Annotated in this window: 20 protein-coding genes; 19 read left to right on the top strand and 1 reads right to left on the bottom strand. The window is 46.1% G+C overall.

The window, feature by feature from the left end; translation table 11 throughout:
- Positions 1–52: 52 nt before the first annotated feature.
- From der to ureG, 17 genes are all read left to right on the top strand, one after another.
- On the top strand, positions 53–1,534 hold the full coding sequence (gene der, locus AB4167_RS08165; RefSeq protein ID WP_017062511.1) for a ribosome biogenesis GTPase Der: 1,482 nt from the start codon (positions 53–55) through the stop codon (positions 1,532–1,534).
- A gap of 131 nt (positions 1,535–1,665) precedes the next feature.
- Positions 1,666–2,568 carry an alanyl-tRNA editing protein gene (locus AB4167_RS08160; RefSeq protein WP_372136395.1) on the top strand — a complete coding sequence of 301 codons (903 nt, stop codon included), beginning with the start codon at positions 1,666–1,668 and terminating at the stop codon, positions 2,566–2,568.
- A gap of 289 nt (positions 2,569–2,857) precedes the next feature.
- Complete coding sequence (locus AB4167_RS08155) at positions 2,858–3,847, top strand: sensor domain-containing diguanylate cyclase (RefSeq protein ID WP_372136394.1); 990 nt, start codon at positions 2,858–2,860, stop codon at positions 3,845–3,847.
- Between the two features lie 36 nt (positions 3,848–3,883).
- A complete protein-coding gene (locus AB4167_RS08150; protein ID WP_017062829.1) occupies positions 3,884–4,111 on the top strand; it encodes a zinc ribbon domain-containing protein in 228 nt (75 codons plus the stop codon).
- Positions 4,112–4,404: 293 nt separating this feature from the next.
- Positions 4,405–5,691, top strand: a complete 1,287-nt coding sequence (gene urtA, locus AB4167_RS08145; protein WP_017069306.1) for an urea ABC transporter substrate-binding protein — start codon at positions 4,405–4,407, stop codon at positions 5,689–5,691.
- Positions 5,692–5,851: 160 nt separating this feature from the next.
- Positions 5,852–7,480: an urea ABC transporter permease subunit UrtB gene (urtB, locus tag AB4167_RS08140; RefSeq protein ID WP_372136393.1), complete on the top strand. Its 1,629-nt coding sequence runs from the start codon at positions 5,852–5,854 to the stop codon at positions 7,478–7,480.
- Positions 7,481–7,490: 10 nt separating this feature from the next.
- Positions 7,491–8,663 (top strand): urea ABC transporter permease subunit UrtC, encoded by a 1,173-nt coding sequence (gene urtC, locus AB4167_RS08135; RefSeq protein WP_017062507.1) that lies wholly within the window; start codon positions 7,491–7,493, stop codon positions 8,661–8,663.
- Positions 8,660–9,502: an urea ABC transporter ATP-binding protein UrtD gene (gene urtD / locus AB4167_RS08130; protein ID WP_372136392.1), complete on the top strand. Its 843-nt coding sequence runs from the start codon at positions 8,660–8,662 to the stop codon at positions 9,500–9,502. Before urtC ends, urtD begins: the two co-directional genes overlap by 4 nt.
- Position 9,503: 1 nt before the next feature.
- Positions 9,504–10,199: an urea ABC transporter ATP-binding subunit UrtE gene (gene urtE, locus AB4167_RS08125; RefSeq protein WP_017062505.1), complete on the top strand. Its 696-nt coding sequence runs from the start codon at positions 9,504–9,506 to the stop codon at positions 10,197–10,199.
- A complete protein-coding gene (locus AB4167_RS08120; RefSeq protein WP_372050940.1) occupies positions 10,196–11,143 on the top strand; it encodes an urease accessory protein UreD in 948 nt (315 codons plus the stop codon). The genes urtE and AB4167_RS08120 overlap by 4 nt, the downstream gene beginning before the upstream one ends.
- Positions 11,144–11,276: 133 nt before the next feature.
- Positions 11,277–11,579 carry an urease subunit gamma gene (gene ureA / locus AB4167_RS08115; RefSeq protein ID WP_004735119.1) on the top strand — a complete coding sequence of 101 codons (303 nt, stop codon included), beginning with the start codon at positions 11,277–11,279 and terminating at the stop codon, positions 11,577–11,579.
- An 11-nt stretch (positions 11,580–11,590) separates the two neighbouring features.
- Positions 11,591–11,926, top strand: coding sequence for an urease subunit beta (locus tag AB4167_RS08110; RefSeq protein ID WP_017062503.1), 336 nt, complete (start codon positions 11,591–11,593; stop codon positions 11,924–11,926).
- Positions 11,927–11,965: 39 nt separating this feature from the next.
- Positions 11,966–13,669 carry an urease subunit alpha gene (ureC, locus tag AB4167_RS08105; protein ID WP_372136391.1) on the top strand — a complete coding sequence of 568 codons (1,704 nt, stop codon included), beginning with the start codon at positions 11,966–11,968 and terminating at the stop codon, positions 13,667–13,669.
- Between the two features lie 77 nt (positions 13,670–13,746).
- Positions 13,747–14,199 carry an urease accessory protein UreE gene (gene ureE / locus AB4167_RS08100; RefSeq protein ID WP_048614367.1) on the top strand — a complete coding sequence of 151 codons (453 nt, stop codon included), beginning with the start codon at positions 13,747–13,749 and terminating at the stop codon, positions 14,197–14,199.
- 73 nt (positions 14,200–14,272) lie between these two features.
- Complete coding sequence (locus AB4167_RS08095; protein ID WP_372136390.1) at positions 14,273–14,869, top strand: HupE/UreJ family protein; 597 nt, start codon at positions 14,273–14,275, stop codon at positions 14,867–14,869.
- A 42-nt stretch (positions 14,870–14,911) separates the two neighbouring features.
- Positions 14,912–15,592: an urease accessory protein UreF gene (locus tag AB4167_RS08090; RefSeq protein WP_372136389.1), complete on the top strand. Its 681-nt coding sequence runs from the start codon at positions 14,912–14,914 to the stop codon at positions 15,590–15,592.
- A 48-nt stretch (positions 15,593–15,640) separates the two neighbouring features.
- A complete protein-coding gene (gene ureG / locus AB4167_RS08085) occupies positions 15,641–16,282 on the top strand; it encodes an urease accessory protein UreG (RefSeq protein ID WP_004735125.1) in 642 nt (213 codons plus the stop codon).
- A gap of 111 nt (positions 16,283–16,393) precedes the next feature.
- Here the strand turns inward: ureG and xseA are convergent, their stop codons facing one another.
- Positions 16,394–17,740 (bottom strand): exodeoxyribonuclease VII large subunit, encoded by a 1,347-nt coding sequence (xseA, locus tag AB4167_RS08080; protein ID WP_102393626.1) that lies wholly within the window; start codon positions 17,738–17,740, stop codon positions 16,394–16,396.
- Between the two features lie 244 nt (positions 17,741–17,984).
- On the opposite strand from xseA, the gene guaB reads away from it, so the two are divergent.
- Both guaB and guaA read left to right on the top strand, forming a co-directional pair.
- Positions 17,985–19,448, top strand: a complete 1,464-nt coding sequence (guaB, locus tag AB4167_RS08075; RefSeq protein WP_372136388.1) for an IMP dehydrogenase — start codon at positions 17,985–17,987, stop codon at positions 19,446–19,448.
- Positions 19,449–19,826: 378 nt separating this feature from the next.
- Positions 19,827–21,380 carry a glutamine-hydrolyzing GMP synthase gene (gene guaA, locus AB4167_RS08070; protein WP_017059729.1) on the top strand — a complete coding sequence of 518 codons (1,554 nt, stop codon included), beginning with the start codon at positions 19,827–19,829 and terminating at the stop codon, positions 21,378–21,380.
- The last annotated feature ends 238 nt before the right edge of the window (positions 21,381–21,618 follow it).

The raw sequence follows: 21,618 nt of genomic DNA, 5'->3' as shown, positions 1-21,618 counted from the left end.
GAACAAGTGCTTACCTATAACTACATTTAGAGAAGAAATTGTAGAGGTTGTTATGGTACCTGTTGTTGCTCTAGTAGGGCGTCCGAACGTAGGTAAATCTACGTTATTTAACCGATTGACTCGAACTCGTGATGCATTGGTTGCGGATTTCCCTGGCTTAACGCGTGACCGTAAATACGGTCATGCTCATTTTAGCGAGCATGACTTTATTGTTATTGACACTGGCGGTATCGACGGTACTGAAGAAGGTGTTGAAACTAAAATGGCTGAACAGTCGCTAGCGGCGATTGATGAAGCTGATGTCGTTCTATTTATGGTAGATGGCCGTGCGGGTCTAACACCTTCAGACGTGGCGATTGCTAAGCACCTACGTCAACTAGAAAAGCCTTCAATGCTAGTAGTAAACAAGGTTGATGGTATCGACCCTGATGCTGCAAGTGCTGACTTCTGGCAACTAGGTGTAGAAGACATGTACCAAATCGCTGCGGCGCATGGTCGTGGTGTTACTGCACTTATTGACCTTGCTCTTAACCCATTCGCAGAAGCGCTAAAAGCTGAGAATGGCGAAGTAAGCGACTTAACTGAGTTTGAAGACGAAGAAGAAGAGCAGGTTGAATTTACAGAAGAAGAAGCTGAAGCAGAATTCAAGCGTCTTCAAGATCAACCGATCAAACTAGCGATCATTGGCCGTCCTAACGTAGGTAAATCAACGCTAACGAACCGTATTCTTGGTGAAGAGCGTGTGGTTGTTTACGATATGCCAGGTACGACTCGTGACTCTATCTACATCCCAATGCAGCGTGACGAGCGTGAATACGTTCTAATCGATACTGCGGGTGTTCGTCGTCGTAAAAACATCAACGAAACGGTAGAGAAGTTCTCAGTGGTTAAAACACTGAAAGCGATTGAAGATGCTAACGTTGTATTGCTGCTTATCGATGCTCGCGAAAACATCTCTGATCAAGATCTAAGCTTGCTAGGCTTTGCGTTGAACGCTGGTCGTTCAATTGTTATTGCCGTAAACAAGTGGGATGGCCTAGATAACGACGTTAAAGAACGCGTTAAGAAAGAGCTAGACCGTCGCTTAGGCTTCGTTGATTTCGCACGTATTCACTTTATCTCTGCACTTCACGGTACAGGTGTTGGTCACTTGTTTGAGTCTGTACAAGAAGCTTACAAGTCAGCGACTACTCGTGTTGGTACTTCTGTGCTAACTCGTATCATGAAGATGGCGACTGATGATCACCAACCGCCTATGGTTCGTGGCCGTCGTGTGAAACTGAAATACGCGCACGCTGGTGGCTACAACCCACCGATTATCGTTATCCACGGCAACCAAGTTCGTAACTTGCCAGATTCATACAAACGATTCTTGATGAACTACTACCGTCGTTCACTAGAAATCATGGGTACACCTATTCGCATTCAATTCCAGAACAGCGAGAACCCATTTGAAGCTAAGACTAACAAGCTGACAATTTCTCAAGAACGTAAACGTAAACGTATGATGAGCATGGTTAAAGGTCGTAAGTAAACCTTTCCAATAGATTTGATACCCGAGCCTGTCTCGGGTATTTTTTTAAGCAAAATTCACGTTAAGCCATAACAATACGTTTTTATCATCATGGCTCAACGAATCAGACTAGATTCCAGAAGAAGAACGATATGACTACTAGCGATTTGACTACACCTGTGTCAGCAATCACACCAACCATCACTCAATTTTGTCATCAGGCTTGGCAGCTCAATGCTAAAGCGCAGTACGTTGAAAGCGATGACAGCAAAACTTACCTGATCACCGACGTGACACCCTTCCACCCAGTGAGTCACATTTGGCCAGATCACCCTGCAGACCAAGGCTTTGTGAATGTTGGTGACGTGCAATTTCCCGTTGAAGACTGCCTTGTTGGTGCTATAGAACAATCTACTGGCAAGCTTCATATCGCAGCAGATATCCCTGTTAAGCGTGATACGGAAGGGTGGGCGTTTGTTGTTGTCCACCAGCTACCTACATCTGCTTCTATGATTAAGGTTAACGACGAAGTCGTGTTGTCGGTTGATAAAGAGTACCAAGCCAGTTTGAGCCGTGGTCACAGTGCTGGCCACATCGCTTTCCTAGCCTTGAATAAAGTATTGGCTGAGAGCTACTGGCGTAAAGATGCGGACAGAAAAGATCCGCTTGGCAGTTACGACTTCAATAGTTATGCACAAGTGACGAGCTTTGTGACTCCAGAGCTGTGTGCCGATAAGTATCGCTTAGGCAAAACCCTGAAGAAGCGCGGTTTGAACGTTGCAGACATGCTAGCAAATCTTGATGACATCGAAGCTGATATCAACCAAATGCTTGCGGGCTGGCTTGCAGAGCCGACGCCAGTTGCGATGAGACTAGAAGGCGAGGCGTTAACAGACTCTCGTTACTGGGAGTGGCAGCTTGACGCAGATACTCAGGTCACTATTCCTTGTGGTGGCACACACATTGGAAACACCTCAGAACTTGGTGCGCTGTCCGTTAAGCTGACCCAGCTAGATGGTCAAAACATTGAAATGCTGACGCATGTAATTCGATGATTTAGACTACAGATCGAAATGGCTTGTGCTGTTTATTTTATTTTTACATGTCACTTTTGATATAAATGACTATTTGAAATTGAAATGCAGCATATGTAACTTATGCTTTCGGTGTGTGGTGATATAAATATTCTTTTTGGGGTAGATCGCTGATCAAAATAGATAAAGCGAAAGATCAACCTATGATCTTCGATTGTGTGTCGTACTAATTTAGTGTGTTATTATTAACCAATAACAAGCTTGCATAAGAACAAGTTGTACCCGATTACACAATTGAAAGCCTTAGTGAATGGAACAACAATTTTTATTAGAAGGTCATCGAGCCGTCAATAGCTTGCTACGGAAGCTTGCGCTTGGGATGGATCGCAAAGATTTAAATCACAAGATTATTCAGCTTACCGAGCAGCGCATGGCTTCAATTTTACTGCTCAACTCAGAGTCTAAAACGTTACACCTTGAGTATGCCCCAAACCTGCCTGATTTTTACAATCAACAGATTGAAGGGATAGGAATTGGTGCGGGGATAGGCTCTTGTGGCGAGGCAGCTGCGCTTAAGAAAGCAGTGATGGTCTCCAACATAAATGCACACCCAAACTGGGCACCTTTTCTGGTCTTAACCAATCAAGCGAATTTACATGCCTGTTGGTCGGTCCCCATTATCTCGTCGCGCGGTAATGTGTTGGTTACCTTCGCTATTTATAGCCAGTACATCTCTGAACCACATGAATTTGAGCTCGAGATCTTAGAGCTACTGGCTTCCCTGTATTCGGTAGCACTAGAGAAGTTTGAGCTGGAGAACCAGCTAAACTTTTTCGCTAATCGAGATTCTTTAACCCATTGCTTGAATCGTCGCGCATTGTTTAATGAAGCGGAGAAAGTGTTGGCCAAGCGATGCTTTTCTGAAAAGGTGATGGCGTGTTTGTTTGTTGATGTCGATAAGTTCAAATCAATAAATGATACCTATGGCCATAGTTTCGGTGACGATGTGTTGCTGGCGGTTGCCGAAGTTCTTGATGAGGCAACCACAGCATGTGCCAAGATAGGGCGTTATGGTGGTGATGAGTTTGTGGTGTTCTCATGTTTTGATGATCAAGAAAGCGTTGTTAGCTTCTACCACAGCTTAGAGAAAGCACTGCAACAAGCGCTTTATATCAATGATGTGCAATTCTCGGTGAGTGTCGGGCTTTCTTGTGACAAAGATCCTCAAGGATTAGACCAGTTGATCGCACAAGCTGATAAGAACATGTATCAAATCAAGCAAGCCAAGTCTCAACAGTAGTAGATTGTAAAAATAGTAGTAAATTAGGAAATGCTAATGAGTGAAAATATCTGCCCTAAGTGCCAGTCTGAGCTAGCTTGGGATGGCAAGTATCACTGTGAAAGTTGTCAGGCTCACTTTACTAAAGTTGGGTTTTGTCCTGAGTGCAGCAGCCAACTTGAGAAGCTTCAAGCCTGTGGTGCGGCGAGCTATTTTTGCAACGGTGATTGCAACGAGTTGAAATCTAAGTCGAGAGTAAAATTCGAATTTAAACCAGCGGAATAGCCTTAAACTCATGGTTTGAACGACCATCGGTGATGTTATACCAGAGACTCAATACTAAAGTGTTGGGTCTTTTTTGTATCTGAAGAACAGGAATGTGTCATCTTGGTTCATTCCCACCGTCACTGCACCAGTATGAAAAATAGTTACATGATTGCTATGCACTCTATTGGTGTGAGTTTCTTTTAAATTCTATTAATACAATTACTTATAAATAATTTCGTTGGTTTATAAGTTTGGCACTCTTCTTGTAACTCTGTAATTGAATAACAAAAATACAATTATGGAGTAATATCATGAACAAGGTGTTCAATTTATCGCTAGCTGCACTGTGTACAACACTTTCATTTTCTTCTGCAACAGTGTTTGCTGCTGATGAGACCATCAAGGTCGGTGTTCTACACTCACTCTCTGGCACCATGGCGATCAGTGAGACAACGCTAAAAGATACCGTGCTAATGCTCATCGAAGAGCAGAACAAAAAGGGCGGTTTGCTTGGTAAGAAGCTAGAGCCTGTCGTGGTTGACCCTGCGTCAAACTGGCCGCTATTTGCTGAGAAAGCGCGTGAGCTTATCGAAAAAGAGAAAGTGGATGTGGTGTTCGGTGGTTGGACGTCGGTATCACGTAAATCCATGCTACCTGTCTTTGAAGAACTCAACAGCATCCTTTTCTACCCAGTACAGTATGAAGGTGAAGAGTCTTCTAAAAACGTTTTCTACACCGGTGCCGCGCCAAACCAACAAGCGATCCCAGCAGTGGATTACTTGATGGAAGAGCTTGAAGTCGAGCGCTGGGTACTTGCAGGTACCGATTACGTTTATCCACGTACAACCAATAAGATCTTAGAAGCCTACCTAAAAGATAAAGGTGTCGCAGAAGAAGACATCATGATCAACTACACGCCATTTGGTCACTCTGATTGGCAATCTATCGTTTCAGACATCAAAAAGTTCGGTGAAGCTGGCAAGAAAACCGCTGTGGTTTCTACTGTAAACGGCGATGCGAACGTACCTTTCTATAAAGAGCTAGGCGCTCAAGGCATTTCATCTGAAGACATCCCAGTTATTGCATTCTCTGTTGGTGAAGAAGAACTGTCAGGCATGGACACAGAACCATTGGTTGGTCATCTAGCGGCATGGAACTACTTCATGAGTGTTGATACTGAAGCTAATGAAGAGTTCGTTGAAACGTGGCAGTCGTTCATCAAGAGTGAAAAGCGTGTCACCAATGACCCAATGGAAGCGCACTATGTTGGCTTCAATATGTGGGCTCAAGCGGTCACTAATGCGGGCACAACCGATCCTGAATCTGTGCAAGATGCCTTGATTGGCGTGTCTGTACCTAACCTTTCTGGCGGCTACTCTACCATGCTGCCAAACCACCACATTACTAAACCAGTCCTGATCGGTGAAATCCAAGGCGATGGTCAATTCGATATCGTTTGGGAAACCACTGGACTAGTGGCGGGTGATGCTTGGTCGAGTTACTTACCTGAATCGGCAAAACTGTTCTCTAGCTGGTCGAAGCCATTCTCATGTGGTGCGTTTAACGTCGAAACGAAGAAGTGTTCTGGCGGTAACTAGATCGTCAATTCAGGAATATTGAGCCTTCCGGTTTGGGAAGAACGCGTCTGTTTAACGGGCGAAGCGAACGGAAGGCTCATCGTTTCAGGTAACAACCACTATCCACACATCCTCCAAGTAAAAATAACAATATCTAACTTGGTTGGTTAAGGAAGCAGGGATGAAAAACGTATTAAACGTATTTAAAGCGCTGTTGCTCATGGCAGTCAGTGCTCAGTTGGCTTTTGCTGGAATAACGGATGAAGCTAGCTTTACCAAGGCGCTAGTTGGTAAGAAAACATCGGATAAAGAATTAGCTATCGATTGGGTGATTGAGACGCAAAAGGAAGATGTGTCGAAAGCTATTTTAGATGGCTGGTTAAACGGAAACCTTTACTACTTCAATGAGAAACAGAGCGAGCAGTACAAACAGCTCTACCTCATTCAAAGTATCAAAACAGCGACGTCAGCTCAGTCAGTATGGGATGATTCAACGCTTAATATCGAGAATGCGAGACAGTTTAAAAAGGTTCGTGTGAATAACAAACTTCGCGGGATATTACGCGGGGAAATAGCCTCGATTGGACTGAACAGCGGCAACCCTGATGTGCGTTATAAGGCGGTTTTGGATTTGTTCGGAACCAAAGACGCTGACATTATCGAACGACTAACTGAACTCAGAGCCAATGAATCAGATGGCAAAGTAGCTGAGCTAATGGATTTGTCGTTAGCGATTGCCACTTCTCTTAATAACAGTGCCACCATTGAAGATCGTGTGGCTTCAATTGAACGAGTTGGTGACTTCAAACACTCGGTGGTTCTGAAAACACTGAATCAACTGTTAAACACTGAGCAAGATCCAAGCATTACCGCTGCAGCAGAACGTGCGATGGATAGCTATCAACAAAGCCAAGCACTCTATTCGGGTGTAGAAACCGTATTCTTCGGTTTGAGCTTAGGCTCGGTATTGGTACTGGCAGGCATTGGCTTAGCGATTACCTTTGGTGTGATGGGCGTTATCAACATGGCTCATGGCGAGCTGATCATGATTGGCGCTTACACCACCTACGTATTGCAGTTGTTGATGCCGAATCATATTGGCCTAGCGCTGATACTTTCCATTCCAGCGGCATTCATTGTTTCTGGCTTAGTGGGCATTGCGATTGAGCGAAGTGTGATTCGTCATCTTTATGGTCGCCCATTGGAAACCTTACTCGCGACCTTTGGTATTAGCTTAATCTTGCAGCAGGCTGTTCGCTCGATTTTCTCTCCTTTGAACCGCTCAGTGAGCACGCCTGAATGGATGTCTGGCGCACTTCAATTGAACCCAATGTTGTCCCTGACTTACAACCGACTTTATATCATTCTCTTCTGTGGTTTGGTATTTATGGGCTTATTAATGGTTCTGAAAAAGACACCACTAGGTTTGCAGGTTCGTGCGGTTTCTCAAAACCGTGGCATGGCTCGTGCGATGGGTATTCGTTCAGAGCGAGTTGATGCGATGACCTTCGGTTTAGGCTCTGGCGTTGCGGGTGTTGCAGGCGTGGCACTGTCTCAACTGACCAACGTTGGCCCTAATATGGGACAGGCGTACATCATCGACTCATTCATGGTGGTGGTATTCGGCGGTGTTGGCAACCTATGGGGCACGCTAGTCGCAGGCTTAAGCCTTGGTCTGTTCAATAAAATTTTAGAACCATGGGCTGGTGCGGTTCTCGCCAAGATTCTGGTACTGGTTTTCATCATTCTATTTATTCAAAAACGCCCACGCGGACTCTTCCCGCAACGTGGTCGTGCGGCTGAAGGTTAAGGACAACATCATGCAGTCAAAATCATTTGTACTTTCGGCAATGCGTGGTGACAAAGGTGGCCAACTGACCATCCTTGCCATTCTAGCGGCCGTTATTCTTATCCCACTGGCTAACACCATGTTACCAAGTGGGCACCCGCTCCATGTAGAGACTTTTACTATCTCGCTGATGGGCAAATATCTGAGCTACGCAATGTTGGCGTTGGCGCTCGATCTGGTGTGGGGCTATCTCGGAATCTTGAGCCTTGGCCACGGTGCTTTCTTTGCGCTTGGTGGTTATGCGATGGGCATGTACTTGATGCGTCAGATTGGTGACCGTGGGGTTTATGGTGATCCAGTCTTACCAGATTTCATGGTGTTCCTTGATTGGTCTGCGTTGCCGTGGTTCTGGCAGGGCTTTGACCAGTTCTGGTTTGCTTGCCTGATGGTGGTGCTAGTGCCGGGCGCATTGGCTTACTTGTTCGGTTATTTAGCTTTCCGCTCTCGTGTGTCCGGGGTGTATCTTTCTATCATGACTCAGGCATTAACTTACGCATTGATGCTGGCATTTTTCCGCAACGAAATGGGCTTTGGTGGCAACAACGGACTGACGGATTTCAAAGACATCATCGGTCTGAGTTTGCAGAGTGATGCGGTCAAGATAGGTCTGTTTGTCGCGACTGGTATTGCGCTTATTCTCAGCTACATAGCTTGTCGCATGGTGGTGACCAGTCGATTAGGTCGTGTGGCATTAGCGATTCGTGATACGGAATCACGCACTCGCTTTATGGGCTATGACGTCGATGGCATCAAGCTGTGGGTCTTCGTTCTTTCTGCGGTTATCGCCGGTATTGCCGGGGCTTTATATGTCCCTCAAGTGGGTATTATCAATCCGGGAGAATTTGCTCCTCTTAACTCGATTGAGATTGTGGTTTGGGTAGCCTTAGGCGGTCGTGCCACTCTGTTTGGTGCCATTGTCGGTGCATTGATCATCAACTACGCCAAGAGTTGGTTTACGGTTGAGTTCCCGGAGGTGTGGCTGTTTGCTCTGGGTGGACTATTCGTACTCTCAACCATGTACTTCCCACAAGGTGTGATTGGCTTTGTCAGTGAAAAGTGGCAGCAGCTGCGCAAGGCATCAAATGGGAAAAACCAAGATAAAGATAAGGATGATCAGCACAAGGCCAAGGAGGTGATCGCATGACCACATTGAATAGCGTAAAGGAATCGGTTCAGGCGTTCACTCGTCGAGACGAAGTCTTTGATTACCTCAAACCCGATATTCATCCTGCCATCGATACTCGACATAACGTGCTGTTGTATGTCGAAGGCGTCAACAAAAGCTTCGATGGTTTCCAAGCGATAAACGACCTCAACCTTTACATCAAAGAGGGAGAGCTACGCTGCATCATCGGCCCTAATGGCGCAGGTAAAACAACCATGATGGACATCATTACCGGGAAAACTAAGCCAGATACTGGCGAAGTGTGGTTAGGTTCGAACATCAATCTACTCAAGATGAACGAAGCTGAAATTGCTAACGCAGGCGTTGGGCGTAAGTTCCAAAAGCCGACCGTGATTGAATGTTTAACTGTGTGGCAGAACCTTGAATTAGCCATGGCAGGTGATCGCTCGGTGTGGGCAACTTTCACTGCCGTGATGTCTGGCGAGCAGAAAGACAAACTCACCTCGGTACTAGAGCTTATTCACCTTAAAGACGAAGCGGCGAATTTGGCAGGTAACCTGTCTCACGGACAAAAGCAGTGGTTAGAGATCGGCATGCTATTGATGCAAAACCCTAAGCTGTTGCTGGTGGATGAACCCGTGGCAGGTATGACTCACCAAGAAATGGACCGCACCTCTGAGCTACTTAACTCACTGGCAGGCAAGCACTCGGTTGTGGTCGTTGAACACGATATGGATTTCGTTCGTTCTATCGCCAGCCATGTGACTGTGCTTCATCAAGGTCATGTGTTGGCTGAAGGCACTATGGATCAAGTGCAGGCTCACCCTGAAGTTAAACAAGTTTATCTCGGAGAATAGGATGCTAGAGGTTAAATCAGTTAATCAATATTACGGTGAGAGCCACACGCTGTGGGATTTGGATATGCAGATCCCAGAAGGTAAATGCACGGTGCTAATGGGGCGAAATGGTGTCGGTAAAACCACCTTACTGCAATGCATTATGGGGTTGGTGAAGGTTGAAAGCGGTGACATCTCCTTATCGGGTGAGTCACTTTTGAAAACCGATGCCGAGGACCGTCCACGCCAAGGGATCGGCTATGTACCGCAAGGTCGCCAGATCTTCCCAATGCTCACTGTTCAAGAAAATCTAGAGGTCGGTTTACCGATTCGTAAAAAGGGTGACCGCAAGATCCCTGAATTCATCTTCGATATTTTCCCAGTGTTAAAAGAGATGCTACATCGTCGCGGTGGTGATTTATCGGGTGGCCAGCAGCAACAGCTAGCGATTGGGCGTGCGCTGGTGGTTAATCCAAAGCTATTGATCTTGGATGAGCCGACGGAGGGTATTCAACCCAATATTGTGCAAGAGATTGGCGACATCATTCGCATGCTCAACGAGAAAATGGGGCTCACGGTTCTGTTGGTTGAACAGAAGCTGCCGTTTGCAAGAAAGGTCGGTGACCGTTTTTGCATTATCGACCGTGGACGCCAAGTGGCAGAAGGTGAAATGACAGGGCTCGATGAGTCCTTGATAAAGGAGTACCTAACCGTATGAATTCTCTCTTTTCTCCGAATGAAGTAAGCAAGGCTTCTTTAGTAGAAGCTTTATCTTTGAATGAGACCATCGAACAAGATATTCGTGATGGTTGGCAAGCGAGTTTAAACCTCACCTTTGTCGATCGAGGTGATAAAACCGTATTAAAGAATCGTCAGCAGTCTGGTCCGCTTGCGGTGCAACGCCCCCTGTATCCTGATGGGGAAACGTGTCACACCTACTTACTCCATCCCCCCGGCGGAGTGGTAGGTGGTGACACTCTCAATATTAACGTGAATCTTGAGCACGGTGCTCACGCGTTGATTACCACACCCGGTGCGACCAAGTTTTATCGCTCAAACAACAAGTACGCCAAGCAGAAGCAGACCCTACGAGTGAAGAAAGATGCACGCTTGGAATGGATGCCGCAAGAGAACATCTTTTTCCCCAATGCACACGTTCGTTTAGATACTGAAATTCGCCTAGAAAAGGGCGCACAGTTTTGGGGTTGGGAGATGCACTGTTTTGGACGCCCTGCACAGAATGAGGGATTCGAGCATGGTCATCTCGTTGGGAAAACAGAAATCTATCTTGATAATCAAAGGCTTCTGACTGAAGGCTTTAATTTTCATGGTGGCGATAAGTTAATGATAAATATGGGGTTACTTGATTATTCAATGATGGGTACCTTTTATCTCACCTCAAATGAGAAGCAAGATTTAGAGTTGGTACAGAGCTTGCTCTTATCTATTACACAGCAAGCTTCACAGCAATCAGTTACATCAAAAACGTCGAGTGAACCCACATTAATATTGGGTGCGACACAGATAGAAGGATTGATTGTGGTGCGAGCCTTGGGTTATTGGAGTGAAGACATCCTCCAGGCCTTTGGTCAGATATGGCAAGCAACTCGCTCTCATTTATGTGGTACGACTCCTGATTTACCAAGGATTTGGGCGACTTAGCGATTAGCCCTATTTGTACCGAGGGCGACTTCCGGCCCTCGGTACATTTTTTCAAGCTTGCTGTGATTGAATCCCACTTACTGCTCATGCGTTTCTGAGCACTAAGAAAACAACACTAACAGCGGGCAGCTAAATGGAATTAACACCAAGAGAAAAAGATAAGCTACTTATCTTCTGCGCAGGAATGCTGGCACAGCAGCGTAAACAGAAAGGCTTAAAACTCAACTACCCAGAATCTATCGCACTGATCAGCAGTGCCATTCTCGAAGGTGCCCGCGAGGGTAAAACCGTTTCAGAATTAATGGATTTTGGACGCACACTTCTTACTGTCGATGACGTTATGGAGGGGATCCCTTCCATGATCCCTGATGTACAAGTCGAAGCCACTTTTCCTGATGGCACCAAGCTGGTGACCGTTCATGAACCTATCGTGTAGGGAGAAGTAATATGGCTGGTTCCACAAAACAATACTCAGGATTCGTTCCCGGAAAAGTAGAAACCGCACCGGGTGACATCACTCTCAATGAAGGCCGAGACACAACGTCCGTTAAGGTGCAAAACATTGGCGATCGTCCTGTGCAAATTGGCTCTCATTACCACTTCTATGAAGCAAACCCTTCGCTGATCTTTAACCGAGAAGTCACTAAAGGCTTTCGACTCAATATTCCTGCGGGTACTGCAACCCGCTTTGAGCCGGGTCAGTCGCGTAGCGTCGAGTTAGTGCGTTACGCCGGTAAGTTAGAGATCTATGGCTTCCAAGGAAAGGTGATGGGCAAGCTCTAAGCGCTCCCACGGAATAATGAAAATAACAAAGGATTGAACATGGCGACGATATCCAGACAGGCTTATGCCGAAATGTTTGGGCCAACAGTCGGTGACCGAGTGCGTCTTGCTGACACTGATTTATGGCTAGAAGTTGAAAAAGATTACACCGTATACGGCGACGAAGTGAAATTCGGCGGCGGCAAAGTTATCCGTGATGGACAAGGGCAAAGCCAACGTCCAAGTGCCGAAACTCCAGATTTGGTGATCACTAACGCGATTGTGTTGGATTACTGGGGCATCGTAAAAGCCGATGTCGCAGTCAAAGATGGTCGAGTTCAGGCATTGGGCAAAGCGGGCAACCCAGATGTTCAACCGGGCGTTGATATTGTGATTGGCCCAGGCACGGAAATTTTAGCCGGCGAAGGTTCAATCCTGACTGCTGGTGGCATTGATTCACACATCCACTTTATCTGCCCGCAACAGATTGAAGAAGCATTGGCGTCGGGTGTGACAACCATGATTGGCGGTGGCACTGGGCCAAACACAGGAACTAACGCGACCACATGTACACCGGGGCCTTGGAACATGCACCGCATGTTGGAATCACTCGATCAATTCCCAATGAACTTTGGTTTGTTAGGTAAAGGCAATGCAAGTCAGCCAGAAGCTCTACGCGAACAAGTCGCAGCAGGTGCAGTCGGTTTGAAGTTGCACGAAGACTGGGGAACAACCCCCGCTTCAATCGATACCTGCTTAAGTGTTGCTGACGAGATGGACGTACAAGTTGCGATTCATACCGACACTCTGAATGAATCTGGTTTTGTTGAATCGACACTTGGCGCAATCGGCGACCGCGTGATTCATACCTATCACACCGAAGGTGCGGGTGGTGGTCACGCTCCTGATATTATTCGTGCTGCAGGTGAACCGAATGTTCTGCCTTCTTCGACTAACCCAACACGACCTTACACCATAAACACCGTCGATGAGCATTTGGACATGTTGATGGTATGTCACCACCTTTCCCCGTCTATTGCTGAAGATGTGGCGTTCGCCGAGTCGCGTATTCGTCGTGAAACCATTGCCGCTGAAGACATTCTTCATGATTTAGGTGCGTTTTCTATGATCGCTTCGGATTCTCAAGCTATGGGACGAGTAGGCGAGGTAGTAACACGTACTTGGCAAACCGCGCACAAGATGAAAGTTCAGCGCGGTAGCTTAAAAGAAGATTCAGACTACAGCGATAACTTCCGATTAAGACGCTATGTCGCTAAGTACACCATCAACCCAGCGATCACTCATGGTATGTCTCATGAAATCGGTTCTATCGAAGCAGGGAAATTAGCAGACTTAGTGTTGTGGAAGCCCGCTTTCTTTGGTGTGAAACCTAGTGTGATTTTGAAAGGCGGCATGATCGCCATGGCGCCGATGGGTGACCCAAATGCTTCAATCCCAACACCTCAGCCAGTCCATTACCGTTCAATGTTTGGTAGCTATGGCAAGGCATGTCAGAACACATCAATGTTGTTTGTTTCCAAAGAAGCCAAGGCGCAGAACATCGACAAGCAATTGGGTCTGCAGAGCTTGATTGGTGTTGTGAGCAACTGCCGAAACATCAGCAAAGCCGACATGAAGCTCAATGATTGGATGCCGAAGATTGAAGTCGACTCTCAGACGTACCAAGTGCGCGCCGATGGTGAACTACTCACGTGTGAGCCTGCTGAAGAGCTGCCAATGGCTCAGCGGTACTTTCTATTCTAAGCCTTTGACTAAAGAATCTTATTTTAGTGACCCTATTTTGAACGTTATAAATCTCACAAGGAGATTGAGGTAATAGCATGATTGAACTGACTCAACTGAATACTCAAATACAAAATGCACCGGACGGTTACTTGAGCCTGCCGATCGATAGCCGCATCAAAAGTCGCCTTAAGGTGATGCTAGATGACGGGCGCAATGCAGGGCTGTTTCTACCACGAGGTCATATCTTGCGTGGTGGCGAACAACTCTCAAGTGAATGTGGTTTAGTCGTAGAAGTGAAAGCGGCACCGGAAACTGTTTCGACTGTTTATTGTGAAGACCCACACTTGCTAACGCGAGTGGCGTATCACCTTGGCAACCGTCATGTTCCGCTGCAAGTGGAAGCGGGTTGGGTTCGTTATCAACACGACCATGTTTTAGATGAAATGGTTGAAGGCTTAGGCGCGAAAGTGACCACTGAGAAACAACCGTTTGAACCAGAAGGCGGTGCTTATGGCGGTCGCTCTGGTGGACATCATCACCATCATTAATCGAGTCATTGATGACTCACTAAACGATTTATATAACAACGATATTAATAATTATAAACGCAAGGAACTCGCGATGAACTTTAAAACAGCTGCTGGCTTATGTACTTTCACAATAGCTTCTCTAACAACATCAACGATGGCTTTGGCTCACCCGGGGCACGGTTCGCATTCGGCTCATGAGTCTCACTCATTTATGTCTGGCTTAACGCACCCGGTAACAGGTATGGATCACCTGATCATGCTGATTGCTTTCGGTTTGTTAATTGGCGCACTGTCGTTTTCAAGCAAGATAAAAGCCGCTTTGATTGGCGGTGGGTTGGTGTCTTTGGTGGTAGGGCTTATCGCAGGCCAAGCCTTAGGTTTCTCTGTGATTGTTGAACCAGCAATCATCGCTTCTCTATTCGTTGTCAGCTTATGTTTATGGCACGTGTTCTCACCATCGACTAAGCGAGTGAACAGTGTATTAGCGGCTTCGATTGGCATGTTGTTTTTCCATGGTTATGCGCATGGCGTTGAAGCGGCAAGTAACCTAACTCAGTTTGCAACTGGCATGAGTATCAGTGCTTTGGCTCTGATGGTTATCGGTACTTTTGTTGGCCGCGCGGTTTACTCAAAATGGATGTCGGTTGGTGTGGCTTCAGCAAGCGCACTATTACTGTTAGGCGCGTAGGCTCTCGAACTTATTTGATTCTAGAAGACTGAGGGCACGGTTATGACCACAACAGAAAAAGTCGCCATCTATCGTCTGTTTCAATTGATCAGTCCGTCATTGCCGATTGGTGGGTTCACTTACTCGCAAGGCCTTGAGTTAGCGGTTGAAGCGGGCTGGGTGACCGATCGCAATAGTATGGAACAGTGGCTTAATACCATTGTCAGTTCCAGTGTTGCGACTTTGGAATTGCCCATCTTAGAGCGTCTTTACCACGCTCTAGAAAAGGGTGAACTCGATGAGATTGAGCACTGGTGTAATTACCTGTACTCAAGCCGTGAAACCAGTGAATTGCGGGCAGAAGAAAAGCAACGTGGGCAGGCATTGAATACTTTGTTGAAGCGCTTAGATATCGATATCTCGCTGGTGGACTCTGTTGATAGTCATTCAAACCAATTGTTGGGCATGTGTATGGCGGCTCAGCATTGGGGCATTGATTTAGAAAGCCTCAAGCAAGGTTACTTATGGAGCTGGCTTGAAAATATCGTTACCGCAGGCGTGAAACTGGTGCCTTTAGGTCAAACCGACGGGCAGTTGGCATTGATTAATATCACCAACACCTTTCCTGAGGTGATCGAAAAGGCCCACGCGATAGAAGATTGGATGGTAGGCAGTTTTTCGCCATCAATGGCATTAGCAAGTTCACTGCACGAAACACAATACACACGACTATTTCGTTCGTAGCGGTCAGCGCGAACGAGGTAGCAAGAAAAGAATATAAGGAAGTAGACAATGGAAAGTTATAAGCAACCCCTTCGAATTGGTATTGGCGGCCCAGTAGGATCTGGTAAAACAGCTCTGTTAGAGGTGCTTTGTAAAGCGATTCGCGACAAGCTCAACATTGCCGTGGTAACCAACGACATCTACACGCAAGAAGATGCCAAGATACTCACGCGAGCAGAAGCGCTAGAACCGGATCGTATCATTGGTGTTGAAACGGGTGGCTGTCCGCACACGGCGATCCGTGAAGATGCGTCGATGAACTTAGCTGCGGTAGAAGAGCTTGCCAAGCTGCATAAGAACCTCGATGTGGTATTCGTCGAAAGTGGCGGTGATAACTTGAGTGCGACGTTCAGCCCTGAATTAGCCGATCTTACCATCTACGTGATTGATGTAGCGGAAGGGGAGAAGATCCCACGTAAAGGCGGACCGGGTATTACGCGTTCTGATCTGCTGGTTATCAATAAGATCGATTTAGCACCATATGTGGGTGCGTCACTTGAGGTGATGGAGCAAGACACACAACGCATGCGTCCAACCAAGCCATACGTGTTCACCAACCTCAAAGAGAGCCAAGGGCTAGACTTCATCATCAACTTTATTGTGACGGAAGGGATGCTAACCATGAAGGAGCCTTCTACGACGGAGTCGTGAGTAAGGTTTGAATCAGGTTGTTTTCTTTTACAGCCAGTAGATATACAAAAGCCCTGTCGATTATCGATAGGGCTTTCTGGTTTTAAATGATTTTCAACGTTCTAGTCGAACCTAAAGCTCGCTCTTAGTCACTCTTGTGGTCACTTGCGACTCAATCACACCGTCTTCAACTTGAGTGGTGATCACTTCACCGACTTCGACATCGTTAATCGATGATACCGTCTTGCTCGATTCTGAATGAGTAATGCTGTAGCCACGCTTTAGGGTTGCCAGTGGACTAACGGTCTCTAACTTCTCTGCAGCCATAGCGAGCTGGTGGCGAGTGGTTAGTAATGTCTTGTCCATTGCATCCAATAGCTTTTGCTCTGAACGTTGCAGATGCAGTTTCTGTTCGCCAAGGCGTTTCACTGGCGAGTTCAATTGAAGCTGGTGCTGTTTACGTTCAACACGCTGTGCATGCTGTTTTAGGTATTGAGTCATACCACGACGCAAACGCATATCTAGGTCATCAAGCTGCTGACTCTGCTTTTGAAGTTGGTAGCTAGGGTGTTGCTTCTCTAAGCGGTATTTCAACGTTTGAGTGGATTGCGCCTGTTTGATTAACACATGACGAATCGCACTGACTAAGCGAGCACGTTTAGACGCGAAAGCTTGTTCTTTATGACTGTTATCACGGCTAACCAATTCTGCGGCAGCTGATGGCGTTGGGGCACGCATATCGGCAACGAAATCAGCGATAGTGACATCCACTTCGTGGCCAACGGCGCTGATAATCGGGATTTGGCTTGCTGCGATTGTGCGAGCTACGATCTCGTTATTGAAGCACCATAGGTCTTCCAGTGAGCCGCCACCACGGCCGACGATTAACACATCACATTCATTGCGTTCGTTAGCGCGTCCAATCGCTTGGGCAATCTGAATCGCCGCCTCTTCGCCTTGAACCATGGTCGGGTAAACCACAACAGGCAATGAAGGATCGCGTCTTTTCAGTACATCAAGAATATCAAACAGCGCAGCGCCCGTTTTTGAGGTGATAACGCCAACGCGCTTTGGGTGTTCAGGAAGTGGTTGCTTACTTGATTGAGCAAACAGTCCTTCTGCGGCAAGGTTCATCTTCAGCTTTTCAAATTCTTGCTGAAGTTTACCGTCACCCTCTGGCTGCATGCTTTCGATGATCAGTTGGTAGTCACCGCGTGGCTCGTAAAGAGATAGGCGAGCTTTGACTAAAACTTGATTGCCGTTCTGAGGCTTAAAGGTCACACGGCGGTTATTGCCACGAAACATGGCGCATTTAACTTGAGCGCGAGAGTCTTTTAGCGTGAGGTACCAGTGACCAGAGACAGGTGCAGAGAAGTTTGAGATTTCACCAACGAGCCAGACTATTCCCATTTCGTTTTCTAATAGGAGACGAACCTCTGAGTTGAGGCGAGAAACAGTAAAGATGTTTGGATTAGTCATAGAAGCACTATCTTTCCTTGAAGGAAGGTCTTTCTTGGAATCTCACAGGGCGTGAGTATGGAAGATAGCGGCAATATAATACATAGCAAGGGGGCAAATGCAAATTAAAAATACAAAAATGTGTAGCCAAGCGATTTCGCCGTGCGTATAATCCGTCTGCAATATCAAATCCAAATCACTTTATTATGCGAAACGATAAAGTTGGGTTTACTCCTTTTAACACCTTTGTTGTGAGATATTGCAAATGCTACGAATCGCAAAAGAAGCTTTAACTTTTGATGACGTTTTACTCGTCCCAGCACACTCAACCGTTCTTCCGAACACAGCTGATCTTCGCACTCAGTTAACGAAAAACATTTCTTTAAACATCCCAATGATCTCTGCATCGATGGATACTGTTACGGAAGCACGCCTAGCAATTGCCCTTGCGCAAGAAGGTGGTATTGGCTTTATTCATAAGAATATGTCAATCGAGCAGCAAGCTGAAATGGTTCGCCAGGTTAAAATTTACGAAGCTGGTGTGGTTTCTCACCCAGTAACTGTAAGCCCTGACGCGACAATCGCTGATGTTGTAGCCCTTACTCAAAAACACGGCTTCGCCGGTTTCCCTGTTGTTACTGAAACAAACGAATTGGTTGGTATCATTACTGGCCGTGACGTTCGCTTTGTTACTGACCTTTCTAAGAAAGTTGATGTAGTAATGACGCCTAAAGCTCGCCTTGCTTCTGTTAAAGAAGGTGCAACTCGTGAAGAAGTTCAAGAGAAAATGCACGAAGCGCGTGTTGAAAAAGTTCTTGTTGTAAATGATGACTTCCAACTTTCTGGAATGATCACTGCAAAAGATTTCCACAAAGCAGAACGTAAACCAAACGCATGTAAAGATGAGCGCGGCAGCCTACGTGTAGGTGCAGCTGTTGGTGCTGGTGCTGGTAACGAAGAGCGTGTTGCTGCTCTAGTTGAAGCTGGCGTAGACGTTCTACTTATCGACTCTTCACACGGTCACTCTGAAGGCGTACTTAACCGTATCCGCGAAACTCGCGCTGCATACCCTGATCTACAAATCATCGGTGGTAACGTAGCAACTGGCGCTGGTGCTCGTGCTCTTATCGAAGCTGGTGTTAGTGCGGTTAAAGTTGGTATCGGCCCAGGTTCAATCTGTACGACTCGTATCGTTACTGGTGTTGGTGTTCCTCAAGTAACAGCCATCGCAGACGCAGCGGAAGTGGCTAACGAATACGGTATTCCAGTAATCGCAGATGGCGGTATCCGCTTCTCTGGCGATATCTGTAAAGCTATCGTTGCTGGCGCATCTTGTGTGATGGTTGGTTCAATGTTCGCTGGTACTGAAGAAGCACCGGGTGAAGTTATCCTTTACAACGGTCGTTCTTACAAGTCTTACCGTGGTATGGGTTCTCTTGGCGCTATGTCTCAAGGCTCTTCTGACCGTTACTTCCAATCTGACAACGCTGCAGACAAGCTTGTTCCAGAAGGTATTGAAGGTCGTATCGCATACAAAGGTCGTCTAAAAGAGATCGTTCACCAACAGATGGGCGGTCTACGCTCAAGCATGGGCCTAACGGGTTCTGCAACTGTTGAAGACATGCGTACTAAAGCTGAGTTTGTTCGTATCTCTGGTGCGGGCATGAAAGAATCTCACGTACACGATGTTCAAATCACGAAAGAAGCACCTAACTACCGTTTAGGTTAATAATACGTCCAAACGTTTGAATAATGTGCTGATTTAGTCGGCACATTAATATACCAATCGTAGTAAATAACTGGTCATCCTAGCTTGTTAAAAACCTCGATAACTTCGTTAGAATTTTTGATTGTAGAATAACTACTTATCAGAACTCTTTGTCGAATAGAGCTGCCTCGTTCTCAGGCTTTTTTCCTACGCTATTCCTGAACACTTACTTACTGTGATTGGTATTATATCTACCGCCTGTTTTGTTAAAAGTCCGATTGTCTCAAAACACGTGGTTAAAGATATCTAACGAAAACGTTTGCTTTATTTCTTGAAGAGTTAATCAGAGGTGAGTAAACTCACCTCCGTTTTATCACATAGCCAATAAGACTGCTTACAATGACTAAAAATATTCATGACCAACGTATTCTAATTCTAGACTTCGGTTCTCAATACACACAGCTAGTAGCTCGTCGTATTCGTGAGATCGGTGTTTACTGTGAACTTTGGAGCTGGGACGTAGAAGAAGCGGATATTCGTGAATTCAATCCAGACGGCATCATCCTATCTGGTGGTCCTGAAAGTGTAACGGAGGAGAACTCTCCACGTGCACCTCAGTACGTATTTGATTCAGGTGTTCCTGTATTCGGTATCTGCTACGGCATGCAAACTATGGCTGAGCAACTTGGCGGTAAAGTAGCAACGTCTACTGAGCGCGAGTTCGGCTACGCAGCGGTACAAGTGACTGGCGAATCTGCACTTTTCGCTGACCTTGAGTCTACTCAAGATGTTTGGATGAGCCACGGCGACAAAGTAGTTGAGATTCCAGCTGATTTCACAAAGATCGCTGAAACAGACACTTGCCCATACGCTGCAATGGCAAACGAAGAGAAGAAGTACTTCGGTGTTCAATTCCACCCAGAAGTAACACACACTAAAAACGGCCTGAAAATGCTTGAGAACTTCGTTCTTAACGTATGTGGTTGTGAAGGTCTGTGGACTTCAGCTTCAATCATTGAAGATGCAGTTGCACGTATTAAAGAACAAGTAGGTGACGACGAAGTTATCCTTGGTCTTTCTGGTGGTGTTGATTCATCTGTAGTTGCGATGCTTGCTCACCGCGCTATCGGCGACAAACTAACATGTGTATTTGTTGATAACGGCCTTCTTCGTCTAAACGAAGCTGAGCAAGTTATGGATATGTTTGGTGACCAGTTCGGCCTAAACATCATCAAAGTCGATGCAGAAGATCGTTTCCTTAAAGCTCTGGAAGGCGAAGCTGAACCAGAAGCTAAGCGTAAAATCATCGGTCACGTATTCGTAGATATCTTCGATGAAGAGTCTAAGAAACTATCTAATGCTAAATGGCTTGCTCAGGGTACTATCTACCCAGACGTAATCGAGTCTGCAGCATCTAAGACAGGTAAAGCACACGTAATCAAATCTCACCACAACGTTGGTGGCCTTCCTGATGATATGGAAATGGGTCTTGTTGAACCTCTACGTGAGCTGTTTAAAGATGAAGTACGTAAGATCGGCCTTGAGCTTGGTCTTCCATACAACATGCTTTACCGCCACCCATTCCCGGGTCCTGGTCTAGGTGTTCGTGTTCTTGGCGAAATCAAGAAAGAGTACTGTGATCTACTGCGTCGCGCAGATGCTATTTTCATTGAAGAGCTTCACGCTGCTGACCTTTACCACAAAGTATCTCAAGCATTCACGGTATTCCTACCAGTACGTTCAGTTGGCGTAATGGGCGATGGCCGTAAGTACGATTGGGTTGTATCTCTACGTGCCGTAGAAACTATCGACTTCATGACTGCTCACTGGGCACACCTACCATACGACTTCCTAGGTAAGGTTTCTAACCGTATTATCAACGAAGTTAACGGCATTTCACGTGTTGTTTACGATATTTCTGGTAAGCCACCAGCAACTATCGAGTGGGAATAATCTCTTAGAGATTTAACCAGCTTTGATTAAGATCTTAAGCCTCGAACTCAGTTCGGGGCTTTTTTCTTTTCGATTGATTATATTGATTCATTACATTAAAGGCTTATGAGCAATACCTCGAAATCAAATGAACAATAACTAGAAACCAAATGAGTTGGAAACTAGATATCAGCTCAAGAAACCATGAGACGCTTTGTTGTGCTGAGCCATGTATCAAAAAGATCACTCGCACTTTTTA

It is taken from the genome of Vibrio sp. 10N.286.49.E11, from assembly GCF_041469505.1.
Lineage (GTDB): Bacteria > Pseudomonadota > Gammaproteobacteria > Enterobacterales > Vibrionaceae > Vibrio > Vibrio crassostreae_C.
This window is presented reverse-complemented; position numbering and strand designations above follow the sequence as displayed.

Coding starts and splice junctions, on each gene's coding strand:
- ureE (WP_048614367.1), top strand. CDS start 13,747: ATGATTGAACTGACTCAACTGAATACTCAAATACAAAATGCACCGGAC.
- guaB (WP_372136388.1), top strand. CDS start 17,985: ATGCTACGAATCGCAAAAGAAGCTTTAACTTTTGATGACGTTTTACTC.
- AB4167_RS08150 (WP_017062829.1), top strand. CDS start 3,884: ATGAGTGAAAATATCTGCCCTAAGTGCCAGTCTGAGCTAGCTTGGGAT.
- AB4167_RS08120 (WP_372050940.1), top strand. CDS start 10,196: ATGAATTCTCTCTTTTCTCCGAATGAAGTAAGCAAGGCTTCTTTAGTA.
- ureG (WP_004735125.1), top strand. CDS start 15,641: ATGGAAAGTTATAAGCAACCCCTTCGAATTGGTATTGGCGGCCCAGTA.
- AB4167_RS08160 (WP_372136395.1), top strand. CDS start 1,666: ATGACTACTAGCGATTTGACTACACCTGTGTCAGCAATCACACCAACC.
- AB4167_RS08155 (WP_372136394.1), top strand. CDS start 2,858: ATGGAACAACAATTTTTATTAGAAGGTCATCGAGCCGTCAATAGCTTG.
- xseA (WP_102393626.1), bottom strand. CDS start 17,740: ATGACTAATCCAAACATCTTTACTGTTTCTCGCCTCAACTCAGAGGTT.
- urtC (WP_017062507.1), top strand. CDS start 7,491: ATGCAGTCAAAATCATTTGTACTTTCGGCAATGCGTGGTGACAAAGGT.
- urtE (WP_017062505.1), top strand. CDS start 9,504: ATGCTAGAGGTTAAATCAGTTAATCAATATTACGGTGAGAGCCACACG.
- ureA (WP_004735119.1), top strand. CDS start 11,277: ATGGAATTAACACCAAGAGAAAAAGATAAGCTACTTATCTTCTGCGCA.
- ureC (WP_372136391.1), top strand. CDS start 11,966: ATGGCGACGATATCCAGACAGGCTTATGCCGAAATGTTTGGGCCAACA.
- urtA (WP_017069306.1), top strand. CDS start 4,405: ATGAACAAGGTGTTCAATTTATCGCTAGCTGCACTGTGTACAACACTT.
- AB4167_RS08095 (WP_372136390.1), top strand. CDS start 14,273: ATGAACTTTAAAACAGCTGCTGGCTTATGTACTTTCACAATAGCTTCT.
- der (WP_017062511.1), top strand. CDS start 53: ATGGTACCTGTTGTTGCTCTAGTAGGGCGTCCGAACGTAGGTAAATCT.
- guaA (WP_017059729.1), top strand. CDS start 19,827: ATGACTAAAAATATTCATGACCAACGTATTCTAATTCTAGACTTCGGT.
- AB4167_RS08110 (WP_017062503.1), top strand. CDS start 11,591: ATGGCTGGTTCCACAAAACAATACTCAGGATTCGTTCCCGGAAAAGTA.
- urtD (WP_372136392.1), top strand. CDS start 8,660: ATGACCACATTGAATAGCGTAAAGGAATCGGTTCAGGCGTTCACTCGT.
- urtB (WP_372136393.1), top strand. CDS start 5,852: ATGAAAAACGTATTAAACGTATTTAAAGCGCTGTTGCTCATGGCAGTC.
- AB4167_RS08090 (WP_372136389.1), top strand. CDS start 14,912: ATGACCACAACAGAAAAAGTCGCCATCTATCGTCTGTTTCAATTGATC.